The following is an 18,469-nucleotide window of genomic DNA, read 5'->3' as shown; positions in this document are numbered from 1 at the left end:
GGGAGTCGAACCCCTCTTCCCAGAATGAAAATCTGGTGTCCTAACCGATAGACGAAGGGCGCATCAGTGGTGTGCGCGTCTTATAGTCAGACATGCCGGATGCTGCAAGCGCTAAATCGCATTTTTTCAAGGATTTTTCGCAGTAAAAACAGCGCTGAAACGGGGTGAATTTCCACGCGGAAAAAAGCCCGGCATGTGGCCTTTTCAGCCATCAAAAGATATCGTTTCATCGATGTCGGGGAGGTTCACANGGGAGTCGAACCCCTCTTCCCAGAATGAAAATCTGGTGTCCTAACCGATAGACGAAGGGCGCAGCCGTTGTGTGGGCGTCTTATAGTCAGGGGTTTTGAATACCGCAAGCGGCAAATTTCATTTTCCTGTAAAAAAGTTCTGATAACGCAATGTTTTCAGATTTTCAGGGAATTATTGAATTAAAACAGGTGGTTACTGTCAGCCTTTGCGGCGGCGGCAGCGCCAATTCCAGTCGCGGGACTCGCCCGTATCGATATGGACCGATTCCGTGTGGCAATAGGTTCCTACGCCGCCGCGCCCTGGAATTGTGCGCAGATATTCGGCAAGGTCCCATTTGCTGACGCCGGGAACCTGGATGTCGGCAGCCTGGCAGGTGGTGTGCAGCGAGTGCTTGCGCCCCCCGGCGCTTGCATTGTGTTTCAGGTCGCGAAGGCCGGATGTCACCATGATCTTGCGGCCGTAATGGGTTTCCACCACTTTCAGGACCTTCAGCAGGTCGGGCTGGAAACAGCCCGTCTCCACCTTTTCCGTTTGCAGCCAGAGCCCGTTCGGCGCAAGGCGGGCAAGTCCCGACAATGACGCCATTTCCACCGGAGCGCTGTCGTCATCATGTCCCGGTTGCGAATCATCGACGGTGGCAAACATCGACGTCGTGCGCACGCCGGGCAGGGCGGTAAAACCGAGTGCCGCCATCTGCTGTGGTTTCAGATTGCTGGCAACCTGCGTGTTTTTCTCCGGCGCGTTGGCAAAACGGTCGTTGTTGAACTGGCTCCTGCTTTTGCGTTTGGCAGCAAATAGGCCAGCCAGCGTCAGGGCATTTTCGGGCTCTTCCGTCTGACCATCGTTCTTCCGCGAAGGGCCGGAATCAGGGATAGCGGCCGTCGTGGTGTTCAGCCCCTCCATGGACGCGGTTTGCACGGCCGCTGCCTTTTCTGGCGCCCCGCTGCGCATGCTGTCGCCGCTTGAAGGGACCGGTACGGCGACAGGAAGCGGCGTGCCGTCCGCGCCGATCTCAGCGCTTGCCACCTGTTGGACTGCGGCAGCGCCGTCGGCATTGCTCGCGCCTTCCAGCGGCAGCGGTGTCGGGTTGGCAGCCGGCTGGCCGCTGTTAAACAGACTGTTTGTCGCGGGATTGACGCCGGTGGCATGCCCGGCCGGGACCGGCGCATTGCCGGTCGCCGTCGTGGCGCCTTGAACCGGCGCCGCATTGGGCGTCTGCACGGCAAAGATGCTGTTGGAGGTGGCGTTAAGGCCGGTACCCTGCATGGTCAGCGACGCCGGCTGGCCGTTGCCGGCGGCAGGCATCATCGCATTTGCCTTTGTGCCCGGTGCTTGTGCGCCCGGCTGTGGCTGCCCATTGGCGCCAACGGCGGAAACCTGCTGATCCCGATAGGCACTGGATGCATTTTGCGCTGCATTGCCGGACGCAAGTTCCGGTACCACATCGTCCTTTGCAGATGCTGCTTCGGCCGTGTCCTTCGCGGCGGACACGCAGCCCGACAGCATCATCGCCGAAACGCTCAACGCAAGGGCGCAGCCAAGGCCGCGAATCGTCGCCGCTTTCTCGAAAATATGGCGCAACGTTGGATCCCCACTCAATGCGGGCCGGGCGACATGTGCCGTCATGGCCTTTCATCAGACGTTTCAAACCGCATCGTCGGCATGGCCCTTTTTAAGGATTGCCACGCGTCCTCCCATGCGATTTGACCGGTTCAGCCGGAAAAATGCGCGCGCAAACCTCAAAAGTGCGTGCGGCATGTTTCCATTAACGTTCGCTCAAACATTAATGAACGGACCGTTATTTGTAAACCTGCGCTGACGCAGGCGATATGGGCAGCCCCGCGAAGCTTGGTGCGGGTCACTGCAGCACATATCGCCCAGTGGCATTGTGCGGAGCTTACCAGGCGCCGGTATTGCCCATCGAAGACCAGGGTTCCTGCGGTTCCAAATTGTCGCCCTTCTGCAAGATCTCGATGGAAATGCCGTCCGGAGAGCGCACGAACGCCATGTGGCCATCGCGCGGCGGCCGGTTGATGATGACGCCATTGTCCATCAGCTGCTGGCAGGTCGCATAGATATCATCGACCTCATAGGCGAGATGGCCGAAATTGCGCCCGCCGGTGTAATCCTCGGTGTCCCAATTGTAGGTGAGTTCCAGGCACGGGGACAATTCGGCTTTCGCGCGATCGAGATCGTCTGGGGCCGCCAGGAAAACCAGGGTGAAACGGCCTTTTTCATTCTCATAACGGCGAATTTCCACAAGGCCGAAAAGCTTCAACCAGAAGTGAAGAGAGGCGTCGAGATCTTTGACGCGGACCATTGTGTGCAGATAACGCATTGGAATATCCTTGTTTTGCTGAAGATGGGGTATACTTAGCCGACAACCAGCCAGAGGCAAGGCTCGGCAGCTAGCGTGTTTCGGCGGCAAATTTCATCGCAGGGCTTGCACATAAGCGGCGGGACGATGTTATTCTGATTGTCAAGAATCAGTTAACCGTAATGATGTGACGCGTAATCGAGGGGCTGGACAGGCATGGCGGACAGAATTTCAGCAAAGGGCGTCACGCCGGATGACGGTTTTGCCAATGACGCGCTCGATCTGGTTGAAATAACCGGCGTCATCAAGTGGTTCGACGTCGCCAAGGGTTTCGGTTTCATCATCCCCGACAACGGCATGCAGGATGTCCTTCTCCACGTCACATGCCTGCGCCGCGACGGCTACCAGACTGTTCTGGAAGGTGCGCGCGTGGTGGCGCTCATTCAGCGGCGCGACCGTGGCTACCAGGCCTTCCGCATTCTCTCCATGGACCAGTCGACGGCTGTCCACCCGTCGCAACTGCCGCCGGTCAAGACCCATGTTCAGGTGACGCCGACCAGCGGGCTGGAACGCTGCCTGGTCAAGTGGTTCAACCGTACAAAAGGCTTCGGTTTCCTGACGCGCGGCGACGGGACCGAGGATATCTTCATTCACATGGAAACCCTGCGTCGGTTCGGGCTTACCGAGTTGCGCCCGGGACAGACCGTGCTGGTGCGGTTTGGCGATGGCGACAAGGGTCTGATGGCCGCCGAGATCCATCCGGACGTACCGGCTCCGATCGGCCGGGCACACTGATGGGCGCGCCGTTTCAGCGCCTGTTTGGAAGCGCCCTCGTGGCGCTTTTTTTATGGCTCGTTCCCGTCTGTGCCGCAGCCGCCGATATCACCTTTGAAACGGCACCGCTGCAGATCATCTCCACCGGCGGCAAGGTGCATACATTCACCGTCGAACTGGCCGTCGATAGCGATCAACGCTCGCAAGGCCTGATGAGCCGCCGCCATATGGCGCGCGATCACGGCATGCTGTTTGATTTTGGCGTGACGCGTCAGGTGATGATGTGGATGAAGAACACCTATCTTCCGCTCGACATGCTGTTCATCGCCAAGGACGGCAAGATCGAGACGATCCGCGAAAATGCCGTGCCGCTATCGGAAGCCATCATCGATTCCCGTGTCCCCATCGCTTTCGTTCTCGAACTGAACGGCGGAACCGTCAATCGTCTCGCCATTGCGCCCGGCGATATCGTCGATAGCGCCCGCATCTCCGGTTTGAAGCCGTAAACCGGCACATATGATTCCTTTCGGCCGCTCTGTGGAATTGTGCAATTTAAGTGTTGCAGGGGCAGGGGTAAGCGTGTATCTCCCGGCCATCGACGGGTCACGGAGTGTAGCGCAGCCTGGTAGCGCATCTGGTTTGGGACCAGAGGGTCGGGAGTTCGAATCTCTCCACTCCGACCATCGATTTTCCCCTTCTTGAAATATCTGCAGCGAACTACCCTTGGCTGTTTTGCTGTTGTCTCGTCCTTAGAGCACCGGCTTTCAGCCGCGAAATGGCGCTGGCTTGAAAATTGGCGGATATATCGCTGCTAGGTCATTCCGTTTTAATCCGTTCTGCGCTATGGCAATGCGCAGTGACCGGCGCAGCCGGCAGCATGAACCATGGTGGAGCCGCTCAAGACATGTCCGCGAAAATCTATCGACCCGCAAAAACCGCCATGCAGTCTGGCAAGGCCAAGACGAATTTGTGGGTTCTTGAGTTCGATCAGGAAACGCCGCGCACCATCGATCCGATCATGGGCTATACGAGCTCTGGCGATACGCGCCAGCAGGTGAAGCTGACCTTCGAGACAGCCGAACAGGCCGTCGCCTATGCCGAGCGCAACGGTATCGATTACCGTGTCATCGCGCCGAAGGAGCCAACCCGCAAGAGCGTGTCCTACAGCGATAATTTCCGGTTTAGCCGCACGCAGCCCTGGACGCATTGATCCTGGACTGCCGGTTCTAGGAGGGAAACCTCCAAAAAGCGGCCCCTTAGCTCAGCTGGATAGAGCACCTGCCTTCTAAGCAGGTTGTCGCAGGTTCGAGCCCTGCAGGGGTCGCCAACCTTTTCAGCTACTTACAGTCTATTTCCACGAACAGGTTTGACCCCGTTTACAGCCTTTTGCTGGCCGTTTACATTTTCCATTCACTAAGTGTTCTTTTCCATCCTCAGAATGACGGCATCGCTGGTCTGTTGATCCGTTGCCAGATAGTGCTTTTCAAGCACCCTCCCGACCTCCGCAATGGAGTGTCCCGTGATCGACGCGATCTGTTCCGTTGTTGATCCTTCGCGCCGCCGGTCGGTGATGAACGTTCCCCGCAGGTCGTGGAATGTCACCCCTTCAATCTTCAGCCTGGCGCATTCCTTCCCCCACGATGTTTTGAAACCGTCCTTCGTCCAAGGACGCCCGCGCGAGTTATTCATGATTCGCAGTTTGTCGTTTGGCAGGGCGTCGATCATGATCTTGAGCTTGGCGCTCACCTTGACCCGCACCCGCTTCTTTGGCTTCCCGGGTTTTGACTTGCCCTGCTCGATCGACAGGTGCGTCCCGTCGTATTGCTTCCATGTGAGCGCGAGTAGGTCGCCTTGGCGCTGGCCCGTATGGATGGCCATTTCGAAGGCGAGCAGCATGTGGGGCTTGGCCTTTGCGCGAAACAGTTCGATTAGCTCTGGCGTCCAGACGCTTTCCTTGCGGGATCCGCTGTAGAGCCTATCGATCCCGGTGCAGGGGTTTTTGTCGAGCATCTCCTCATCTATCCCGAATGTGAAAACGCGGGAGAGGGAGAACAGCATCTGGTCGGCCGTTCGAGGATTGGCTGAGAACGTATGATGCCACTGGCGAATTTTGGCCTTCATCCCGCGCTGCTGCGTGAATTTCAGCGGCAGCTCAGGCCATTCTTTCAATATCGCCTTGAACGAAAACTTGTGGCTCTCCTGGGTTGTCTCCGCCAGAGCCGAGAACGCTGGGCTTTTCTGAAACATCTCGATGAGCCGATTTAGCGTATCGATTTCGGCCGGCGCGCACTCTTCTCTATGCTTTAAAAGCTCCGCTGCAAAAGCCTCGGTATTCGGCGGTGAGAGCATCTTGGGACCGCCGCGCCAAGCGTAGTAATGCCATCGGACCTGGCCGTCAGCCAGAACGCGCTTGACCTTATGAACGCCTTTGAATTTCACGAGCACGTTCCTGATCTCTCCACGCCTGCCAATCTGCGAATGACGCAAAGTCTTTGGGTTTCTTGTCAATCTTCTTAGGGCTGTTGATATCGGGGATATCGGGGGCAATCCTGATGATTGTGCCATTTATCTCTATTTCCACCCGAACTCCGTCCCGTTTGGCGATCTTCGCCATCCGGTGAAGGTCAGATTCTTTGACGAGTGCGGAGGCTGTCATTCCTTCCGCTCCCGTGCTGGCCGGGTGAGACCGGAACGCTTCATTGGGTGATCTAGATCGATCTGCCAGCACTTGCACTCAGATGGGTGGCGGGGGCAGCGTTCTTGCGGATCATCTGCGCCGGGACACGGTCGCTCACCGCTATCGCCCACGGCGACAGAGCCGATGTGTTCTTGTTCCAATTCAGCCATTGCTGTTCTCCTGGTAGAGTGGCCGGCGAGGAAGATCGGGCTTCGACACTCGCTTGGCGGCCTTCTCGGATTTCGGAAACGGAGCGGATTTGATCGGCGCGGCCTTGCGGGCGAAGCCAAGAAATTTTGCTTCCCGGCGCTTGGCCTCGGCGATCACAGCAACATCGACCTTTGTCTTCGGCGCGTGGCAGCACTCGACGCCGAGCAACTTGCCGTCTGCAGCCGTCAGCTTTTGGCTTTTGTCGTTCTGCAGCGCGTCAGGGATCGTGTGATCGATATGATAGGGCTTGGCACCGAGCACTAGGCCGCAGCCTTCGCAGCATATCCCGTGCTTGGGATGCAAAGCCCGCTTCACAATCTGAGCGTAGACGGTCTTTGTAAATTCACGCCGGGCCATTAAATCCCCCACACCCAAGCGAAGAACAGCCCGATCGTAAGCAATACCGTGCTCGGACAGAACAGCGTCACCGCGTCGTCGTATTCCTTTTTGCGCATCGCCACTCCGGTGGCGACGAGACCGCAGACACCGGGCAGGGCGAAACAGATGACAAGCGTGTAGGCGATGATGTTGCCGATCATCCTTCCGCCTTCGCAATCTGGTCGATATTGCCGTAATGAACCGAGAAGGTGTAGGCGACGACAAACGGGTTGGCGTTCCAGCTATCGATGCCGTTGATCTGTTCCCAAATCTGGCAGAAACCGGCGCGGTGATCTTGGCCGCACATGGCGTGGCCAGGGCCGTAATAGTCCAGCTTCGAAGCGGCGCAATGATATGGGATCGCGCCCTCAGCCTTTGCATCGTCCTCGCTTATGTCCTGAAGGCGTTCAATTCGAACGTCGGTGACTGTCAGGGTGAGGCGGGAAGCCCAGCGCGGCATGTGTATGCCAGGCCGAAGCCGACCGTTCTCCTCCAATTCATCGTGCGGGTCTGGCGCTCCATCGGCCTCATAGTGAACCGGCCAATGAGACCAAGTGCGAGGTGGGTAATTGTTATAGCCCTTGCTCCCACGGAACGATTCGCGAACCCAAAGCCGATCACCAACACCGATGCGAGGTGACCAGTTGTAACCCACCAGATGCTTGCCTGCCGGAATAGCGATGTGCTGCCCCGCGCGTCCTTTCATCTCATAGACCGGACGGCCTTGCGGGTCTGTTGCGACCTTCACAAAGTCCATGACTTCATCAATGCCCTTGAAATCGATCAGCCGCCGGGTCTGCGTCTTCGTCCCGGCGAGCAAGGCGCGGACCATCGGCGCCGAAAACAGGATAGGTCTGTCAGTCATTACTTGCTCCTCCGAACGCCAAGCGCTTCGTGAATGTCCTGGTAGTTTTCGGCTATGATCGGCTTTGTCGGCTTGTGCTGGCGACGGCGGAGCTGGATTTGCTTTTTTCGCGCGGCAACGTCGGGCAGGCCACGGGCAAGACGGCGGTCGAATGTTCTCTTCTTCCACCAGTCGCAGATTTGACGGACGATCCGGTTCATGATGACGCCTCCGCATTGGCGAAAGCCAAGAGCGCCGGCTGATAAGCGAGCTTCCTCAACTTAGCTCGCATTCTCGAATCGTTGCGGATAACCGGGCCGGTATTGCCGTCGATGCGGCCCGGCTCCGGAGCTACCGCCATCGGCTCTACCAACGAGCGCAGGATCGGGAAGCGGATCAAAGAACCAACCTCGACGGTCGTGTAGTATCTTCCGCCCTTCATGACGTCGGCTTCGGTATAGTCGCCAGCCCAAACGAGCGGGTAGGCATAGTTGGCGTTATTCGGACGCCAGAAGGTGACGTAGGGCCGCCGGTTCCACTCGACGCGGAGATCGCAGATCAGGAAGGGGCCGGGAGTGTTCTTGATCATGATGTCCTCCGGGTTGCAGCGGCATAGGCTTCGAACGCCTCACGGTCGCCGTTGCAGCAAGTGTAGCCAGCGATCGGAGGCCCGATCTTGTGATGATCATCCATCCGGTAGTGAGCCGGGCCGATCTCCATGCCGGGGAAGCGAAAAGCGATGATGACCTGTTGGCGGTGCCAGACGCTCGACTGGCCCAAGCGGGTCACGCTGGCGTGGTGGCCACGGAACTCGTTTTCGTCGTCGGCGAAGTCCACGTCAGGGAACCGGGCGCGAACGATAGCCTTGAAGTCCTCGATGGCAGCCTGTTGCTGTTCCTTCCGGCGCTGTTCCTGCCGGATGTGCTTCCATTTGCACCGGGCGCAGCAATACACACGGCCGTGCATCGAGCCGACGACACCCTCGACAGGAAGGCGGCGCTCGTACTCAAGGTCGGAATCAATCCGGATGCCACAACCGTGACACTCAAAATTCCAGCCGTGATCAACGGCTACCTTCGCCGGTACGCCTCGACCTACAAACTCGTCGGCCCACTTCGCTCGGCGGCACTGGATATAACCAAGCTCGCCGTCGCCATACTCATTCGCTCCCGCTTTGGCAGCAGTGATCGAGTGTTTGGCGAAATAGACGTCTCCGGTGTATTCGTCCTTTTCGAGGACGGCATATGCTTTGAGGGCTATCGTCATGACGCCCTCGCCATCTCGGCGCGACCGCGATCTTCGGGATTGGTGAGATAGATACCCTGCGCCGAGTAATGCCGGTGGATCGCATCCAGGTATTGCTTGCTCTGCGCCGTGGTCATTAGCCGGGTAACTGGGAAGTCAAGCGGCATCATCATGAAGGCCAGCTTCTGCTCGTAGGACAGCGGCTTGACGTGTTCGTCATAGGCCTTGCAGAATGCCTCGTTCTCGGCGCGCAGGATCGGTACGCCAAGCATGAGCTTGCATTCGCCGCGCACTTCCTCGGCTGTCCGATCGCCGAGCTGGTCGGCGATCTCGGTCATCCATTTCCGCTGCAGTTTGTTCTGCGGGTTCGTCCGGTGCTTGCCATCCGTCATCGTTGTCGTGAACGGGGGCTTCCTCGCCCGGATCAGCCGGATGAGGATATCCTTGTCGAGTTCGTTTGCTACGATGCGGTTGACGGTGCCCATGATCAGCCAGCCATCAGCATCGAAGCTGCAGGATCCGCTTCGGCCGGTTCATAGAGGCGGCGAAGCTCGGCGACCTTGCCGCGCACCTCGTTGATAAACACGACCACTTCGCGCTCAAGCTCGGCGATCACGGCTTCATCGCGATGAACGCGCTGGCAAAAGAACTGCATGGATTCGGGCAGGCGAGGGTCGAAGGATACGAAATCGCACCATTTCCGCCCCGTGCATGCCATCTGCCACATCATCTGGGTGACGTACTTTGACGGCACGGCCTTGTTGAGCAGCGTTTCGATGTGGGTGTGCGTTTCGGGGCACTTAATCTCCAAGAGACCTTCGACGTCCACCAAGCCGTCAGGCGATGCGCCGCTGTCGGCGATCGTCGGGTGAGGAACGAAGGCGACCTCCGCAACATCAGTATCCCGATAGAACTCATAGGCCTTGCGGGCATCGGGTTCCTTTTCGGTTCCCCATGCCATAGCGCCGTTGGTGAAGCGTTCCGCCGGTTGTCCGGTCAACCGCTCGGCGATAAGCTCGCCAGCATACTTGGCTCGGGATGCCGACACGCCGGTCTTGGTCTTGGCGATGACATCGGCGACACGCGAGGCGGTTACCTTGCCAGCCCGCATGGCCAGCCATTCGGGTGAGCCCTGAACGATATTATCCATTGTTGCGATCCTCCGCATTGCGCTGTTTTTTCTGCTCGCCGAACCGGTCAAGCGAAACCATGGCGTCCTTGAATTGGCCCTTGGGGAGGTCTTTCAGAGCTTCGATTTTCCACCGGCTGCAGAAGCGCTCGATATCAGCCTCGACGGCCTCGATCTTTTCGCGAAGGGCAATGGTCTGCTCATCAGAGATCGGGCCGCCGGTGTCAGGAGCCTTGTTGCCGTCCCGATCATCACCTGTGCTGATGTTGAACAGCATGCAGAGCAGGTACCGGCGGCCGTAGGTGGCAGTGCTTCCGAAAGCCTGAGTTCCGGTCTTGTTGACCTTGCCGCCGGTCCCGGCCCCATCTACGGGGATTTCGCCGACGCCGTTGCGCACGTATCCTTCATTGTGGGAAATCTCCCAAAGGATGCGCAGCTCGCCGTTGTCGTTGTATCCGTCCGGCTGGAACGAGACGCCAAAGCCGTGGTCATGGATGATCGGCATGGCCTGTGCCTCGATCGCAGCCAGGTCGGCATAGTTCGAATTGGTGTGGCTGTTGCGTTGGGACTTGACGACAACCGGCAACTGCTTCTGGCAAGCCGACATAGCTGCGAAGTATGCCTTGCGGGCTTCAAAGTCCCGGTCTTCCTTCGCCGTCGTTCGAGCGCGGTCTTCCATGCGCTCTTTCATCGCCATCATTTGCTCAAGGCGATCGATCGGAATGGACGGGTCCATAACGATGCGTTCGATCATCGCCACCATTGGCGCGTCGGAAATGGGAATAACGCTCTGTTCGTCGTGACGTGCTACTGCGCCCATGTTCATTCTCCTCAGTATTTCAGGGTGACGTTGGGGATGGTGCCTTTGACCAAGGCGATGACGATCGACATGGCCTGCTCGTCTGCGATGCCAGAGCACTCGACGAGGGCAGTGATGATCGAATTGTTGACCTTCTTCCGGTGGTCACGGTCGGCGTCCCGGCGGCGCTGGTCGGCCGCTTCAGCTTCCTGCTCGTCGGCGATCCGCTTGCGATCGGCCGCTACCTTGCGTTCGGCTTCCGCTGCCGCAGCTGCGATTTCGTCGTCGGCGCGCTTCTTGGCTTCTTCTGCAGCCCGCTCGGCGTCCGCAACCCGCTGGGCGGCATCGCGTTCGGCTTGTGCGGCAGCCTCGGCAGCAGCGGCGGCAATGTCTGCCTTGCGCTTGTCTTCTGCCTGACGTTCGTCCTCGATGCGCTTCGCCTCGGCGGCTGCGGCTTCCTCTTCGGCACGGCGCTGGGCGTCCAGGCGATCGCGCTCGGCCTGCGCTGCGCGGAGCTGTTCAAGCTCGGCCGCATCGGCTTCGCGCCGTTCGGCAACACTGATCAGACGATCCAGAGCGGCGAGGGCGTCGGTCTTGGCGAGCGAGGCCCGGTCTTGAAATTCGTCCCAAGCCTCGTCAACGACGACAGCCTCGACGGCATCGCGCATGTCTTTGAGGTCGCCTGACGGGTGATCGGCCGACATGGTGACGTAGTCGAGAAGCGACTTAACCGCCTCATCGTGGCGCTTGATACGCGCTTCTTCGGCATCTTCCCAATCGGTCAGCGGCTTGCGGAACGTCGTCTGCAGCGCGACGAGGCGCTCCTCGATCTTGTTGCGGGTGGCGTCCACCTTCTTCTTGTTGAGGCGCCATTCCTCGGTCAGGGCAAAGCCCTGCTTGTCGAGAGCAACTTTCGTCTTCGAAATCTTGTGGGCGAGGGACTTGATCTCGTCCCGGCCCTTCTTCGTCGAGACGTCGTGCTTATGCTCGTTCACCTTTTTCAGGATCGCGTCATAGAGCTTGTCGAACTCGGCTTCGTTCGTGAACGTGGCGACGTTGGGAACGGCAGGAAGCGAGATAATCAGGTCGGTGGATACTTCGGTGCTCATGTCGGGTTTCTCAAAGCTGAACTGCGACGGCCAAGCCGAGCGCAAAAAAGATCGTGGCGGCGATGGCCAGCCAGTTGTTTGGATTACGCGGGCTGATTGCCGACGGCGTGAGCGGGATGAAGGGACGGATGATCGGATCGGGGCGGGTCATGCTTCACCGCCTTTCCGAGCGAGGATCATCGCGTCGGCCATTGTGTAGGCCATGGTGGCGATCTCGGTCATGCTGCGAGGACCCCAATCAGCATAGTGGCCAGCCAGAGCCTGACCGGCGAACCAGTCGCGCATCGTCATCCCGCTTTCCGAGTGCCAGCCAGCCTTTTCATCGGCGGGACTTGGGAAGGCGTAGCCGCCGTCATCAATCGTCGTCGTCATCGCGATTACTCCGCTGCCTGTAGGTACTGGCGCGGACGCTCAGCCTGAGAAATGAAAGAGCCGCGACCGAAACCGGCTTCGCGAAGGATCGACAGAGCGGCATCGACGGCCTGCTGGTGAGCGCGATCCTCGGCGCTGTTCACCGCGCCGCCGAGAGCTTCGATCTTGTCGTAAAGAGAGTGGAGGGGCGTGTTCATGCCGCCACCTGCAAAGCATGACGTTTCGACTGTGCCGAAATCAGCATCTGGATGAGTTCGGTGTGACCGCCGAGCGTCCAGCCCGCAGGCTTCCTCGACGAGCGAATGATCGTCGCGCACTTGTCCTGATGGAAGCGGATGTTCTCTGCGAGGTAGATCGAAGCCGCGCCGGGGCTCTTGGTGTTCGCCTCGTCGATGATCTTCTTTGCTGCTGCCTGGATGTCCATGTCTCAACTCCGTGAAGCGGTTTGTTGAGAATGAACGTACGTTATGTACGATAGAATGTAAAGTACATTTTGTACGATTTAACCGAGGAATGTATTTTTAGCCGAATCAGCAAAAACGATTCGACTCTCTCCAAGCGTTCTGTTTTCATAGAACGAAAGGAGAACAAAATGGGCTATGCAGTTCTGAAATCAGCCGCGCCGTTCACGCTCCATATTCGGTGCGAGAACTGCCTGAGGGATAGTTTAAAGGTGGTGGAGATGCCAGTCGGCGACGACGTGCCGCGCGATGCCGACGAGCTGATCGAGAGTGTCTATCTGGAAAAAATCCCGTTTCGTTGCCGACCCTGCGACAGCGTCATTGGCCGGCTAGTTGGAATCAGCGGAGGAGGAGCCCCCTATGCGTACTGAAAGAGACGTAATTCAATACATCATCGTCCCGCCATTCGAGCAGCGGGATAAGGTCATCGCGGCGAAGGAGCGTCTGGAGCACTACCTGTGCGGCCGTTTTCCCGGCAACTCGTTCACAGTCGCTCGGTTCGCGCCTATCGGCGATGACGAGGAGTTCTGCGTGCTGCCGATCATGAACTTCGTCGGCGACGACGGTAATTCCTATATGTGCAAGGAGCCGAAGCGATGGTTTATGAAGGAGATTGCGCAGACTTGCAAAGACTGTCAACTAAGCGTCTCTGCTGCTTAAGGCTGTATGGGAAGATATCGTTTACATAAAGCTAAACATTTCAAAGCTGACAAAAGCCATTGAAAGATAGGGGATAAAAATTGAAAGGTATCTCATCTAGTGGTTGTGTCGGTCACGCCCAATACGGAACGTATCGTGCGTTTCGATTTGCTTGATCTTCGTCAAGGGGCCTTATCAGCTTAGCATCCCTGGCATCGGCAATTACAATCGAGATAAGAGGATACTGCTTGTCGGTGAGACCTAATCGCTTACGCAACGATCCATTGCTCATATAGTCGTTTTTTTCCCATCCGAGGCAGGCGTGCTGATAACAGGCCCTCACTCTATCGTCTCTGGTCATGTCGGCGAAATCACGAGACTTGAAAAGTGTGACGACCGTTGTGTCCTCAATCTCCTGAAAGATTGGAGCTGGCAAAACGTTTTTTTCAATTTCGGTCAGCGCGCGATCTATTCCTGAGCCTCTTTCTTCGCATATTCCGATGCGCCGCATCAAATGTCCAAAGCGGTCGTTCCTCGATCGAGATGGGGAATCGATAAACCTGTCCGTCGGGATTAGGGGTTTTCCGGGGTTGATGATTTTTACTTTATCAGGATAGATTTCAACCACGGGACCGTCACCTCGTGCGGTGAAATCCTGATGTATAATCGCATTCGCTAGTATTTCTCGGACGGCCACCTCAGGAATATCATAGACTTTCACCCGTAGGCCGTGTTGCAACTGTTCCCGGTGTGGAATTTTATCCATGATGTACGCAAGAAGTGGCCCAAAACTAACTGCGTATCCTTTTTTCCCTTCGGCATCACTTTTCGAATTTAGTTTAGATTTCCCCGCGTATGTTATCACCCGAACTCCCTTTCGAGAAAATCCGGAGAACGACCTCATGTCCTTTGCGGCTGCAAGGACCATGAGGTTCGTAACGTCGAAACCACCTTGCTGGTTATCAAGGATTAGGTCTTCAGCGACCATTCTGTCAGCTGCCAATGCTACATTCGGCCGAGCCACGCCTAACGCTGTGAGCAGTTTGTGAACTTCAAAGTGGTCGTAAATCGCATCAATTGTTGCGTGCGACCTGGCAATGCCCTGCTCAAAGGCAAACCGGCTTGTAGCCTGCCAAACGGCGCGTTCTCTTTCGGGATGTCGAGCGAGCTGTTGAAGGGAAGTGTCAATTCGGATGTAGGCATCACCATTGAATTTAACTGGGTGTTGATACGAAGGGTCGATGCACAAAATTTGCACTGTTTTGCCGTCAAAATCGACTGAAGCATGCTCGATGTTTATTTGTGGCGTTAGTCTGCCATTTAGCCAGAAGAGGAAAGTGTCTTTGCCAACGCGTTCCTCGTCGATCTTGATATTGGTCCCTACTATTTGGTGCGTGTCGTCCTCAATGCCTAGGATAAAATATGCCTTGTTCTCGCCAGCAAAAATCGCCGAATTCGCGAGGCCAGAAACGTATTTCCCGACGGATTCTGGATTGAAATTTCCGACTTTGAACTCTAACCACTCCGTCTCCCGAGGACGAGAAATGAGGGTCCTTATAAGTTTGGCAGGGTCGTGGATCATCAGAACCCCGGCATCTCGTTCATCACTCGCCGGACGAGCGCAATGATTTCGACTGACACCCCGTCGTCAGCCTCGCTGTCGTGATGAACGACTATGGGCTTGTGCTTGGGGTTCGAGGACCGCGGGTGAAACTCCGCCCGATCATTGTAGAGCTCGATCTGCTTCACCGACCATTCGCGGAAGTGCCCGCTGTCCCGGGTCCGCTGCACCACGACGACCATGCCGTCCCGCAACTCAACCTCATGGGCGACATCCTCATAGGCGAGGCAAACCAGCCGGTCGCCGGAAAGTATGGGGCGAGGGCGCAACTCATTCAGTGAATCGCCGCCAACGTCAAACACGAGCTGCCTGGCGTTGGGGAACTTTTCATCGCGGGGCAGGAGGATCTCAACGGCCTCGGATTGGTCGAACTCATCAACCTCGCGGAATGTCCCGGCTTCAACGGTGCCAGCCAAGCGGCCGGCGACTAGGCCAGTGCGCAGTAGCGTAAGCTCGGGCGGCGGGCGCGCAGGCGTGGATCCGTCATCAGCACCATTTTCGCCGAAGAGTATCCAGCCCGCTTTTTTGCCAAACAGCTCGCCATACTTCTCAGCGGCTTTGCGGGATATCGGCCTATTGCCATTCTCATGGCTGATGAGGGTGTTCTTATTGATATCGCGAGGGAAAGCGTTCGCCGCGTCTGTGGGCGAAGCGAAGCCTGCAGCCGCCCGCGCTTCTTTCAATCTGGTTTTCGGTTCCGTCATTCGTACATTATGACCGACTTTTATCGTGCAATGTGTACGATTTGCTATTGCGCTATCGTCGTACTTTTTGTACGATACTGGAATGAGCAACTCACCCTCTTCCATTTCGGCCCTCATTGATCAGTGGCCCACCATCGCCGAATTCGCATCCGATGTCGGTTGCGGATACGAAGCCGCTCGCCAAATGCGTTTGCGGGAAAGCATCGCTCCGAAGCATTGGCCCGGCGTCATCGCGGCGTCGGCGGCCAAGGCGATCAAGGGTGTCGATTGGCAGTGGCTGGCTGCTCGCCATGCATCTGCGGCGAGGGTATCAGCATGAGCGCCGAAGCACAGATCAAATCGTTCATCGAGCGCATCATTCGCTTGAAGGATGAGCAGGACGCCATCGGCGAGGATATTAAAGCCGTTTACGCGGAAGCCAAGTCTCTCGGCTTCGATAAAACCGGCCTCGGCGATGTTGTCACCCATCTCCGCAAGATCGAGAAGAAGGGTGCAGACACGATTGCCGAGAAAGAGGCGATCTTCGACATCTATCTTTCCGCCTACCAAGGCCCGCAGGCGCGTGCGTCTGCGCGTACACGAGAAAACATTGAAGAATTTGACGCAGAAACGGGAGAGATCATCGACCGCGATGCTCGCCGCCGTGCCCGCATGTCCGAAAGCATGGACGATACCAAGGCGCTCTCCGCCGAGGCCGTCGCCCTTGGTCTGATTTCCGAGAAGGGCCACGCTGAAACGGTCGCTATAGCTGATGCTGTCGCTCGCAAATTCGGCAATGGCCCGCTCAATACCCGATCCGACGCGCCTCCCGCGTCGGCCGCTGCTGTCATCTCCTCCTCCAATGACACAGCTACAGGGGAGGCCGGGTCTCCGGTCGGTCTCCCCGAGAATTCGCCGGAAACGGCAGACGATGTTACCCGGCCCGCAGCCTTGGCGGTTCCCGGCGGCGAACCGAGCATACCAAGCCCTGATGATGGTGGCGTAAAAATGGATGGTGGCTCCAACCGCTATCCAGGCCGTTCCGACGAAACCGTCGGCATTGAAAGCACTCAATCGGGGCAAGCCGTCACCACTCCCAAGCCAGCACCATCCATGGACGAACTGCGGATCGCGAACGCGCTGATCCTGCGCCCGAACTGCCGGCGCCCCGGTCAGGAGACATGCGGCGGTCAAGGTCGCGTTCATTGCCGGGACTGCATGGCAGCGCCGGTCGAGCGCGAAAGGGAGGAAGCATAATGCTCTCTTTCAAATTCACGCCCAGCGACCGCCGGCCGATCAAAAGGATCGACACTTCCGCGCTTGTCGCTGAGTTCGAGGCGAGAGGCGGCACGGTGCGCCGGTTCCAGCCAGGGGAAACCGCGTCTTACGACAGCGTGAAAATCTATCTGCTTGAGCAAGGTTACCAGCTTTCGATGGTTCGAAACATGAACTGCGTCAAGCGGGTCGGCGCCAAGGGCAGAGGCAAAGCCATGCACTGGTCGAAGATCATCGCGCTCGTCGATGAGCTTCGCGCGGCGGAGAACAAACAAACCTTCAAGGTCAGGAGAGCAGCATGAAAACGTGGTGGGAGCGTGCATCAACGAAACAGCGCCTTGCGCAGATTGATGGCGGCATCGAGTGCGGCATGAACTCCGCCCAGGTGGCGAAGAACTGCGGCGCTGCGATCTATACGAATGGGAACGCTGTTCTTTCTCTCGCCCATCAGCACGGGCGCAGTTTCCCGAACATCAAGTCCGCAGCTGGCTTGGCGCGCATTAAGCGTGCCGCTGCCAGGACCTCTTTCTATGGACGGGCTCATCAGGAGATCAATTCTCCGGATGCTTTCAGCATCTTCGGCGCGGAGGTCTGAGCCATGCGGAATTTTGAAACAGATTTCGCCCGAATTTTTGATGAGCACGAGCCGACATGCCCTGCGCAGTCGGCCGTCGAGCGCGGCTCGCGGAAAGTTGCGGCGGACCACAATGCCGCGCTCGACGTCCCTGCAAGCAAGTGGTCCGGCGCCACGAGGACAGCGGCCGGGATCGTTCTTGCCCACAATTTCGGGAGTAAGTGAAATGTCTAAAACCATCATCATTGCCCTGGCTCTCGCCGTCGTCTGCATCCCGCACATCGTTCTGATCGTGATGGCCGTTCGCGCTCACAAGCGGAAGAAAGAGCCCGTCAAGTTGCTCCCGCAGTCCTACGAGGAACGCGTTCTATTCGGTTCGAGGCTTCAGCGATGGCACGAAGTGCAGCACGCGGCCGGCCAATTCCTTACCCCGTTCTTCTGTCGCGATCGTTCGCCTGACGGAAAGGTCGGAAATGACGAGGGAAACCACGTCACCAAGCAATACCGGATCGCCTAACCCCGGCGGGCCGGGAGCGACGAGAGAAAGCCTTGCAGGGCCCACCTCGTCGTCTCTCTCTTGAATGCCTGTGGTCATGTTTTTGGTCCCTTTGAACAAGGATCATTCAGCCACAGGAGTTGTCGGAAATGTCCGAAAAGGCGTCGGAGAAATCAGAAATGTCGACAGTTGAGTTTTGTCAGGGTGCTTTAAGGCAGCAAATTGCGCCGATGTCCGTTGGAAATGTCCAGCGGCGCATTGAGATCGCATCTCGCCGCCTTGGTTGGTCCTACACCCGCACCAAGGACACTTGGTACGCGGATCCCCGAATTTCTATCAGCCCAGAAGAACTGTTCCGCGTCGAGGCGGTCAGCGGGCTCCACTATGCACGACAGGAGGTGCGCACCAATGACGCAGCAATCGAACGAGCCACAGCTCTCCTGGGTGGCGAAGACGCGCATTTGTTTCGCTCGTTCTTTGCTGCGGTCCTCAAGGTGGTTGGCTTTCAAGATCGCCCCTGAGCTTCGCGACGATCCGGCTCCCCCAGGCGGCTAGGCCGTGGACTCATAACGATCTGATCCAAATTCTTACTGCTGCCAATTTGACGGCGGCGA

General features: G+C 57.6%; 31 protein-coding genes and 2 tRNA genes. 13 read left to right on the top strand and 20 right to left on the bottom strand.

Features of this window, described 5'->3' with window-relative positions:
- Positions 1–450 precede the first annotated feature (450 nt).
- Both ASD32_RS11640 and ASD32_RS11635 read right to left on the bottom strand, forming a co-directional pair.
- Entirely contained in the window at positions 451–1,878 is a 1,428-nt protein-coding gene (locus ASD32_RS11640; protein WP_060638215.1) for a YcbK family protein, read from the bottom strand.
- 271 nt (positions 1,879–2,149) lie between these two features.
- Positions 2,150–2,590, bottom strand: a complete 441-nt coding sequence (locus ASD32_RS11635; RefSeq protein WP_060638214.1) for a VOC family protein — start codon at positions 2,588–2,590, stop codon at positions 2,150–2,152.
- Positions 2,591–2,785: 195 nt separating this feature from the next.
- On the opposite strand from ASD32_RS11635, the gene ASD32_RS11630 reads away from it, so the two are divergent.
- From ASD32_RS11630 to ASD32_RS11610, 5 genes are all read left to right on the top strand, one after another.
- Positions 2,786–3,364, top strand: coding sequence for a cold-shock protein (locus tag ASD32_RS11630; protein WP_060638213.1), 579 nt, complete (start codon positions 2,786–2,788; stop codon positions 3,362–3,364).
- Positions 3,364–3,849 carry a DUF192 domain-containing protein gene (locus ASD32_RS11625; RefSeq protein WP_060638212.1) on the top strand — a complete coding sequence of 162 codons (486 nt, stop codon included), beginning with the start codon at positions 3,364–3,366 and terminating at the stop codon, positions 3,847–3,849. The genes ASD32_RS11630 and ASD32_RS11625 overlap by 1 nt, the downstream gene beginning before the upstream one ends.
- Before the next feature lie 100 nt (positions 3,850–3,949).
- Positions 3,950–4,026 (top strand) — tRNA-Pro (locus ASD32_RS11620).
- A gap of 221 nt (positions 4,027–4,247) precedes the next feature.
- Positions 4,248–4,553 carry an ETC complex I subunit gene (locus ASD32_RS11615; protein WP_060638211.1) on the top strand — a complete coding sequence of 102 codons (306 nt, stop codon included), beginning with the start codon at positions 4,248–4,250 and terminating at the stop codon, positions 4,551–4,553.
- A gap of 40 nt (positions 4,554–4,593) precedes the next feature.
- A tRNA-Arg gene (locus ASD32_RS11610) sits at positions 4,594–4,670 on the top strand.
- Between the two features lie 86 nt (positions 4,671–4,756).
- Here the strand turns inward: ASD32_RS11610 and ASD32_RS11605 are convergent.
- The 16 genes from ASD32_RS11605 to ASD32_RS11535 form a co-directional block, all read right to left on the bottom strand.
- The gene (locus tag ASD32_RS11605) at positions 4,757–5,782 is read right to left on the bottom strand and encodes a tyrosine-type recombinase/integrase (protein WP_244490154.1); all 1,026 of its coding nucleotides are present in this window, start codon (positions 5,780–5,782) and stop codon (positions 4,757–4,759) included.
- Positions 5,760–5,999, bottom strand: coding sequence for a hypothetical protein (locus ASD32_RS11600; RefSeq protein WP_060638209.1), 240 nt, complete (start codon positions 5,997–5,999; stop codon positions 5,760–5,762). Before ASD32_RS11600 ends, ASD32_RS11605 begins: the two co-directional genes overlap by 23 nt.
- Before the next feature lie 183 nt (positions 6,000–6,182).
- Entirely contained in the window at positions 6,183–6,587 is a 405-nt protein-coding gene (locus tag ASD32_RS11595) for a hypothetical protein (RefSeq protein WP_156383148.1), read from the bottom strand.
- Complete coding sequence (locus ASD32_RS11590) at positions 6,587–6,769, bottom strand: hypothetical protein (RefSeq protein WP_060638207.1); 183 nt, start codon at positions 6,767–6,769, stop codon at positions 6,587–6,589. The genes ASD32_RS11595 and ASD32_RS11590 overlap by 1 nt, the downstream gene beginning before the upstream one ends.
- Positions 6,766–7,473, bottom strand: coding sequence for a hypothetical protein (locus ASD32_RS11585; RefSeq protein ID WP_060638206.1), 708 nt, complete (start codon positions 7,471–7,473; stop codon positions 6,766–6,768). Before ASD32_RS11585 ends, ASD32_RS11590 begins: the two co-directional genes overlap by 4 nt.
- Positions 7,473–7,673, bottom strand: a complete 201-nt coding sequence (locus ASD32_RS11580; RefSeq protein WP_060638205.1) for a hypothetical protein — start codon at positions 7,671–7,673, stop codon at positions 7,473–7,475. The genes ASD32_RS11585 and ASD32_RS11580 overlap by 1 nt, the downstream gene beginning before the upstream one ends.
- Positions 7,670–8,041: a hypothetical protein gene (locus tag ASD32_RS11575; RefSeq protein WP_060638204.1), complete on the bottom strand. Its 372-nt coding sequence runs from the start codon at positions 8,039–8,041 to the stop codon at positions 7,670–7,672. The genes ASD32_RS11580 and ASD32_RS11575 overlap by 4 nt, the downstream gene beginning before the upstream one ends.
- Positions 8,038–8,718: a hypothetical protein gene (locus ASD32_RS11570; RefSeq protein ID WP_060638203.1), complete on the bottom strand. Its 681-nt coding sequence runs from the start codon at positions 8,716–8,718 to the stop codon at positions 8,038–8,040. The genes ASD32_RS11575 and ASD32_RS11570 overlap by 4 nt, the downstream gene beginning before the upstream one ends.
- Positions 8,715–9,182 (bottom strand): hypothetical protein, encoded by a 468-nt coding sequence (locus ASD32_RS11565; RefSeq protein WP_060638202.1) that lies wholly within the window; start codon positions 9,180–9,182, stop codon positions 8,715–8,717. Before ASD32_RS11565 ends, ASD32_RS11570 begins: the two co-directional genes overlap by 4 nt.
- A 2-nt stretch (positions 9,183–9,184) precedes the next feature.
- The gene (locus ASD32_RS11560) at positions 9,185–9,847 is read right to left on the bottom strand and encodes a lambda exonuclease family protein (protein WP_060638201.1); all 663 of its coding nucleotides are present in this window, start codon (positions 9,845–9,847) and stop codon (positions 9,185–9,187) included.
- Positions 9,840–10,646, bottom strand: a complete 807-nt coding sequence (locus ASD32_RS11555; protein ID WP_060638200.1) for an ERF family protein — start codon at positions 10,644–10,646, stop codon at positions 9,840–9,842. Before ASD32_RS11555 ends, ASD32_RS11560 begins: the two co-directional genes overlap by 8 nt.
- 11 nt (positions 10,647–10,657) lie before the next feature.
- Positions 10,658–11,734, bottom strand: a complete 1,077-nt coding sequence (locus tag ASD32_RS11550; RefSeq protein ID WP_060638199.1) for a hypothetical protein — start codon at positions 11,732–11,734, stop codon at positions 10,658–10,660.
- A 10-nt stretch (positions 11,735–11,744) separates the two neighbouring features.
- Positions 11,745–11,885, bottom strand: a complete 141-nt coding sequence (locus tag ASD32_RS29560) for a hypothetical protein (RefSeq protein WP_156383147.1) — start codon at positions 11,883–11,885, stop codon at positions 11,745–11,747.
- Positions 11,882–12,106: a hypothetical protein gene (locus ASD32_RS11545; protein ID WP_060638198.1), complete on the bottom strand. Its 225-nt coding sequence runs from the start codon at positions 12,104–12,106 to the stop codon at positions 11,882–11,884. The genes ASD32_RS29560 and ASD32_RS11545 overlap by 4 nt, the downstream gene beginning before the upstream one ends.
- A gap of 5 nt (positions 12,107–12,111) precedes the next feature.
- Positions 12,112–12,303: a hypothetical protein gene (locus ASD32_RS11540; protein WP_060638197.1), complete on the bottom strand. Its 192-nt coding sequence runs from the start codon at positions 12,301–12,303 to the stop codon at positions 12,112–12,114.
- On the bottom strand, positions 12,300–12,530 hold the full coding sequence (locus tag ASD32_RS11535; protein WP_060638196.1) for a hypothetical protein: 231 nt from the start codon (positions 12,528–12,530) through the stop codon (positions 12,300–12,302). The genes ASD32_RS11540 and ASD32_RS11535 overlap by 4 nt, the downstream gene beginning before the upstream one ends.
- 168 nt (positions 12,531–12,698) lie before the next feature.
- Here ASD32_RS11535 and ASD32_RS11530 point away from each other — a divergent pair, with 168 nt between their 5' ends.
- Positions 12,699–12,938 (top strand): hypothetical protein, encoded by a 240-nt coding sequence (locus ASD32_RS11530; RefSeq protein ID WP_060638195.1) that lies wholly within the window; start codon positions 12,699–12,701, stop codon positions 12,936–12,938.
- Positions 12,928–13,227 (top strand): hypothetical protein, encoded by a 300-nt coding sequence (locus ASD32_RS11525; RefSeq protein ID WP_060638194.1) that lies wholly within the window; start codon positions 12,928–12,930, stop codon positions 13,225–13,227. Before ASD32_RS11530 ends, ASD32_RS11525 begins: the two co-directional genes overlap by 11 nt.
- A 112-nt stretch (positions 13,228–13,339) precedes the next feature.
- Here the strand turns inward: ASD32_RS11525 and ASD32_RS11520 are convergent, their stop codons facing one another.
- Positions 13,340–14,788: an ATP-binding protein gene (locus tag ASD32_RS11520; RefSeq protein ID WP_060638193.1), complete on the bottom strand. Its 1,449-nt coding sequence runs from the start codon at positions 14,786–14,788 to the stop codon at positions 13,340–13,342.
- Positions 14,788–15,531, bottom strand: coding sequence for a helix-turn-helix transcriptional regulator (locus tag ASD32_RS11515; RefSeq protein ID WP_060638192.1), 744 nt, complete (start codon positions 15,529–15,531; stop codon positions 14,788–14,790). Before ASD32_RS11515 ends, ASD32_RS11520 begins: the two co-directional genes overlap by 1 nt.
- An 82-nt stretch (positions 15,532–15,613) precedes the next feature.
- Between ASD32_RS11515 and ASD32_RS11510 the strand changes: the two genes are divergently transcribed.
- The 6 genes from ASD32_RS11510 to ASD32_RS11480 all read left to right on the top strand — a co-directional run bounded on the left by ASD32_RS11510 (position 15,614) and on the right by ASD32_RS11480 (position 18,376).
- Positions 15,614–15,850, top strand: a complete 237-nt coding sequence (locus ASD32_RS11510; RefSeq protein ID WP_060638191.1) for a hypothetical protein — start codon at positions 15,614–15,616, stop codon at positions 15,848–15,850.
- Complete coding sequence (locus ASD32_RS28965) at positions 15,847–16,767, top strand: DUF2312 domain-containing protein (protein WP_082546749.1); 921 nt, start codon at positions 15,847–15,849, stop codon at positions 16,765–16,767. The genes ASD32_RS11510 and ASD32_RS28965 overlap by 4 nt, the downstream gene beginning before the upstream one ends.
- A complete protein-coding gene (locus ASD32_RS11500) occupies positions 16,767–17,087 on the top strand; it encodes a hypothetical protein (protein ID WP_060638190.1) in 321 nt (106 codons plus the stop codon). The genes ASD32_RS28965 and ASD32_RS11500 overlap by 1 nt, the downstream gene beginning before the upstream one ends.
- Positions 17,084–17,380 (top strand): hypothetical protein, encoded by a 297-nt coding sequence (locus ASD32_RS30020; protein ID WP_060638189.1) that lies wholly within the window; start codon positions 17,084–17,086, stop codon positions 17,378–17,380. The genes ASD32_RS11500 and ASD32_RS30020 overlap by 4 nt, the downstream gene beginning before the upstream one ends.
- Positions 17,381–17,585: 205 nt before the next feature.
- Positions 17,586–17,876, top strand: a complete 291-nt coding sequence (locus ASD32_RS30015; RefSeq protein ID WP_060638187.1) for a hypothetical protein — start codon at positions 17,586–17,588, stop codon at positions 17,874–17,876.
- 128 nt (positions 17,877–18,004) lie between these two features.
- Positions 18,005–18,376: a hypothetical protein gene (locus ASD32_RS11480; protein WP_060638186.1), complete on the top strand. Its 372-nt coding sequence runs from the start codon at positions 18,005–18,007 to the stop codon at positions 18,374–18,376.
- Positions 18,377–18,469: the final 93 nt, after the last annotated feature.

Source organism: Rhizobium sp. Root483D2, assembly GCF_001426685.1.
Lineage (GTDB): Bacteria > Pseudomonadota > Alphaproteobacteria > Rhizobiales > Rhizobiaceae > Pararhizobium > Pararhizobium qamdonense.
Note: the sequence above shows the minus strand (reverse complement) of the source record. Positions and strands in the feature narration are given on the sequence as shown.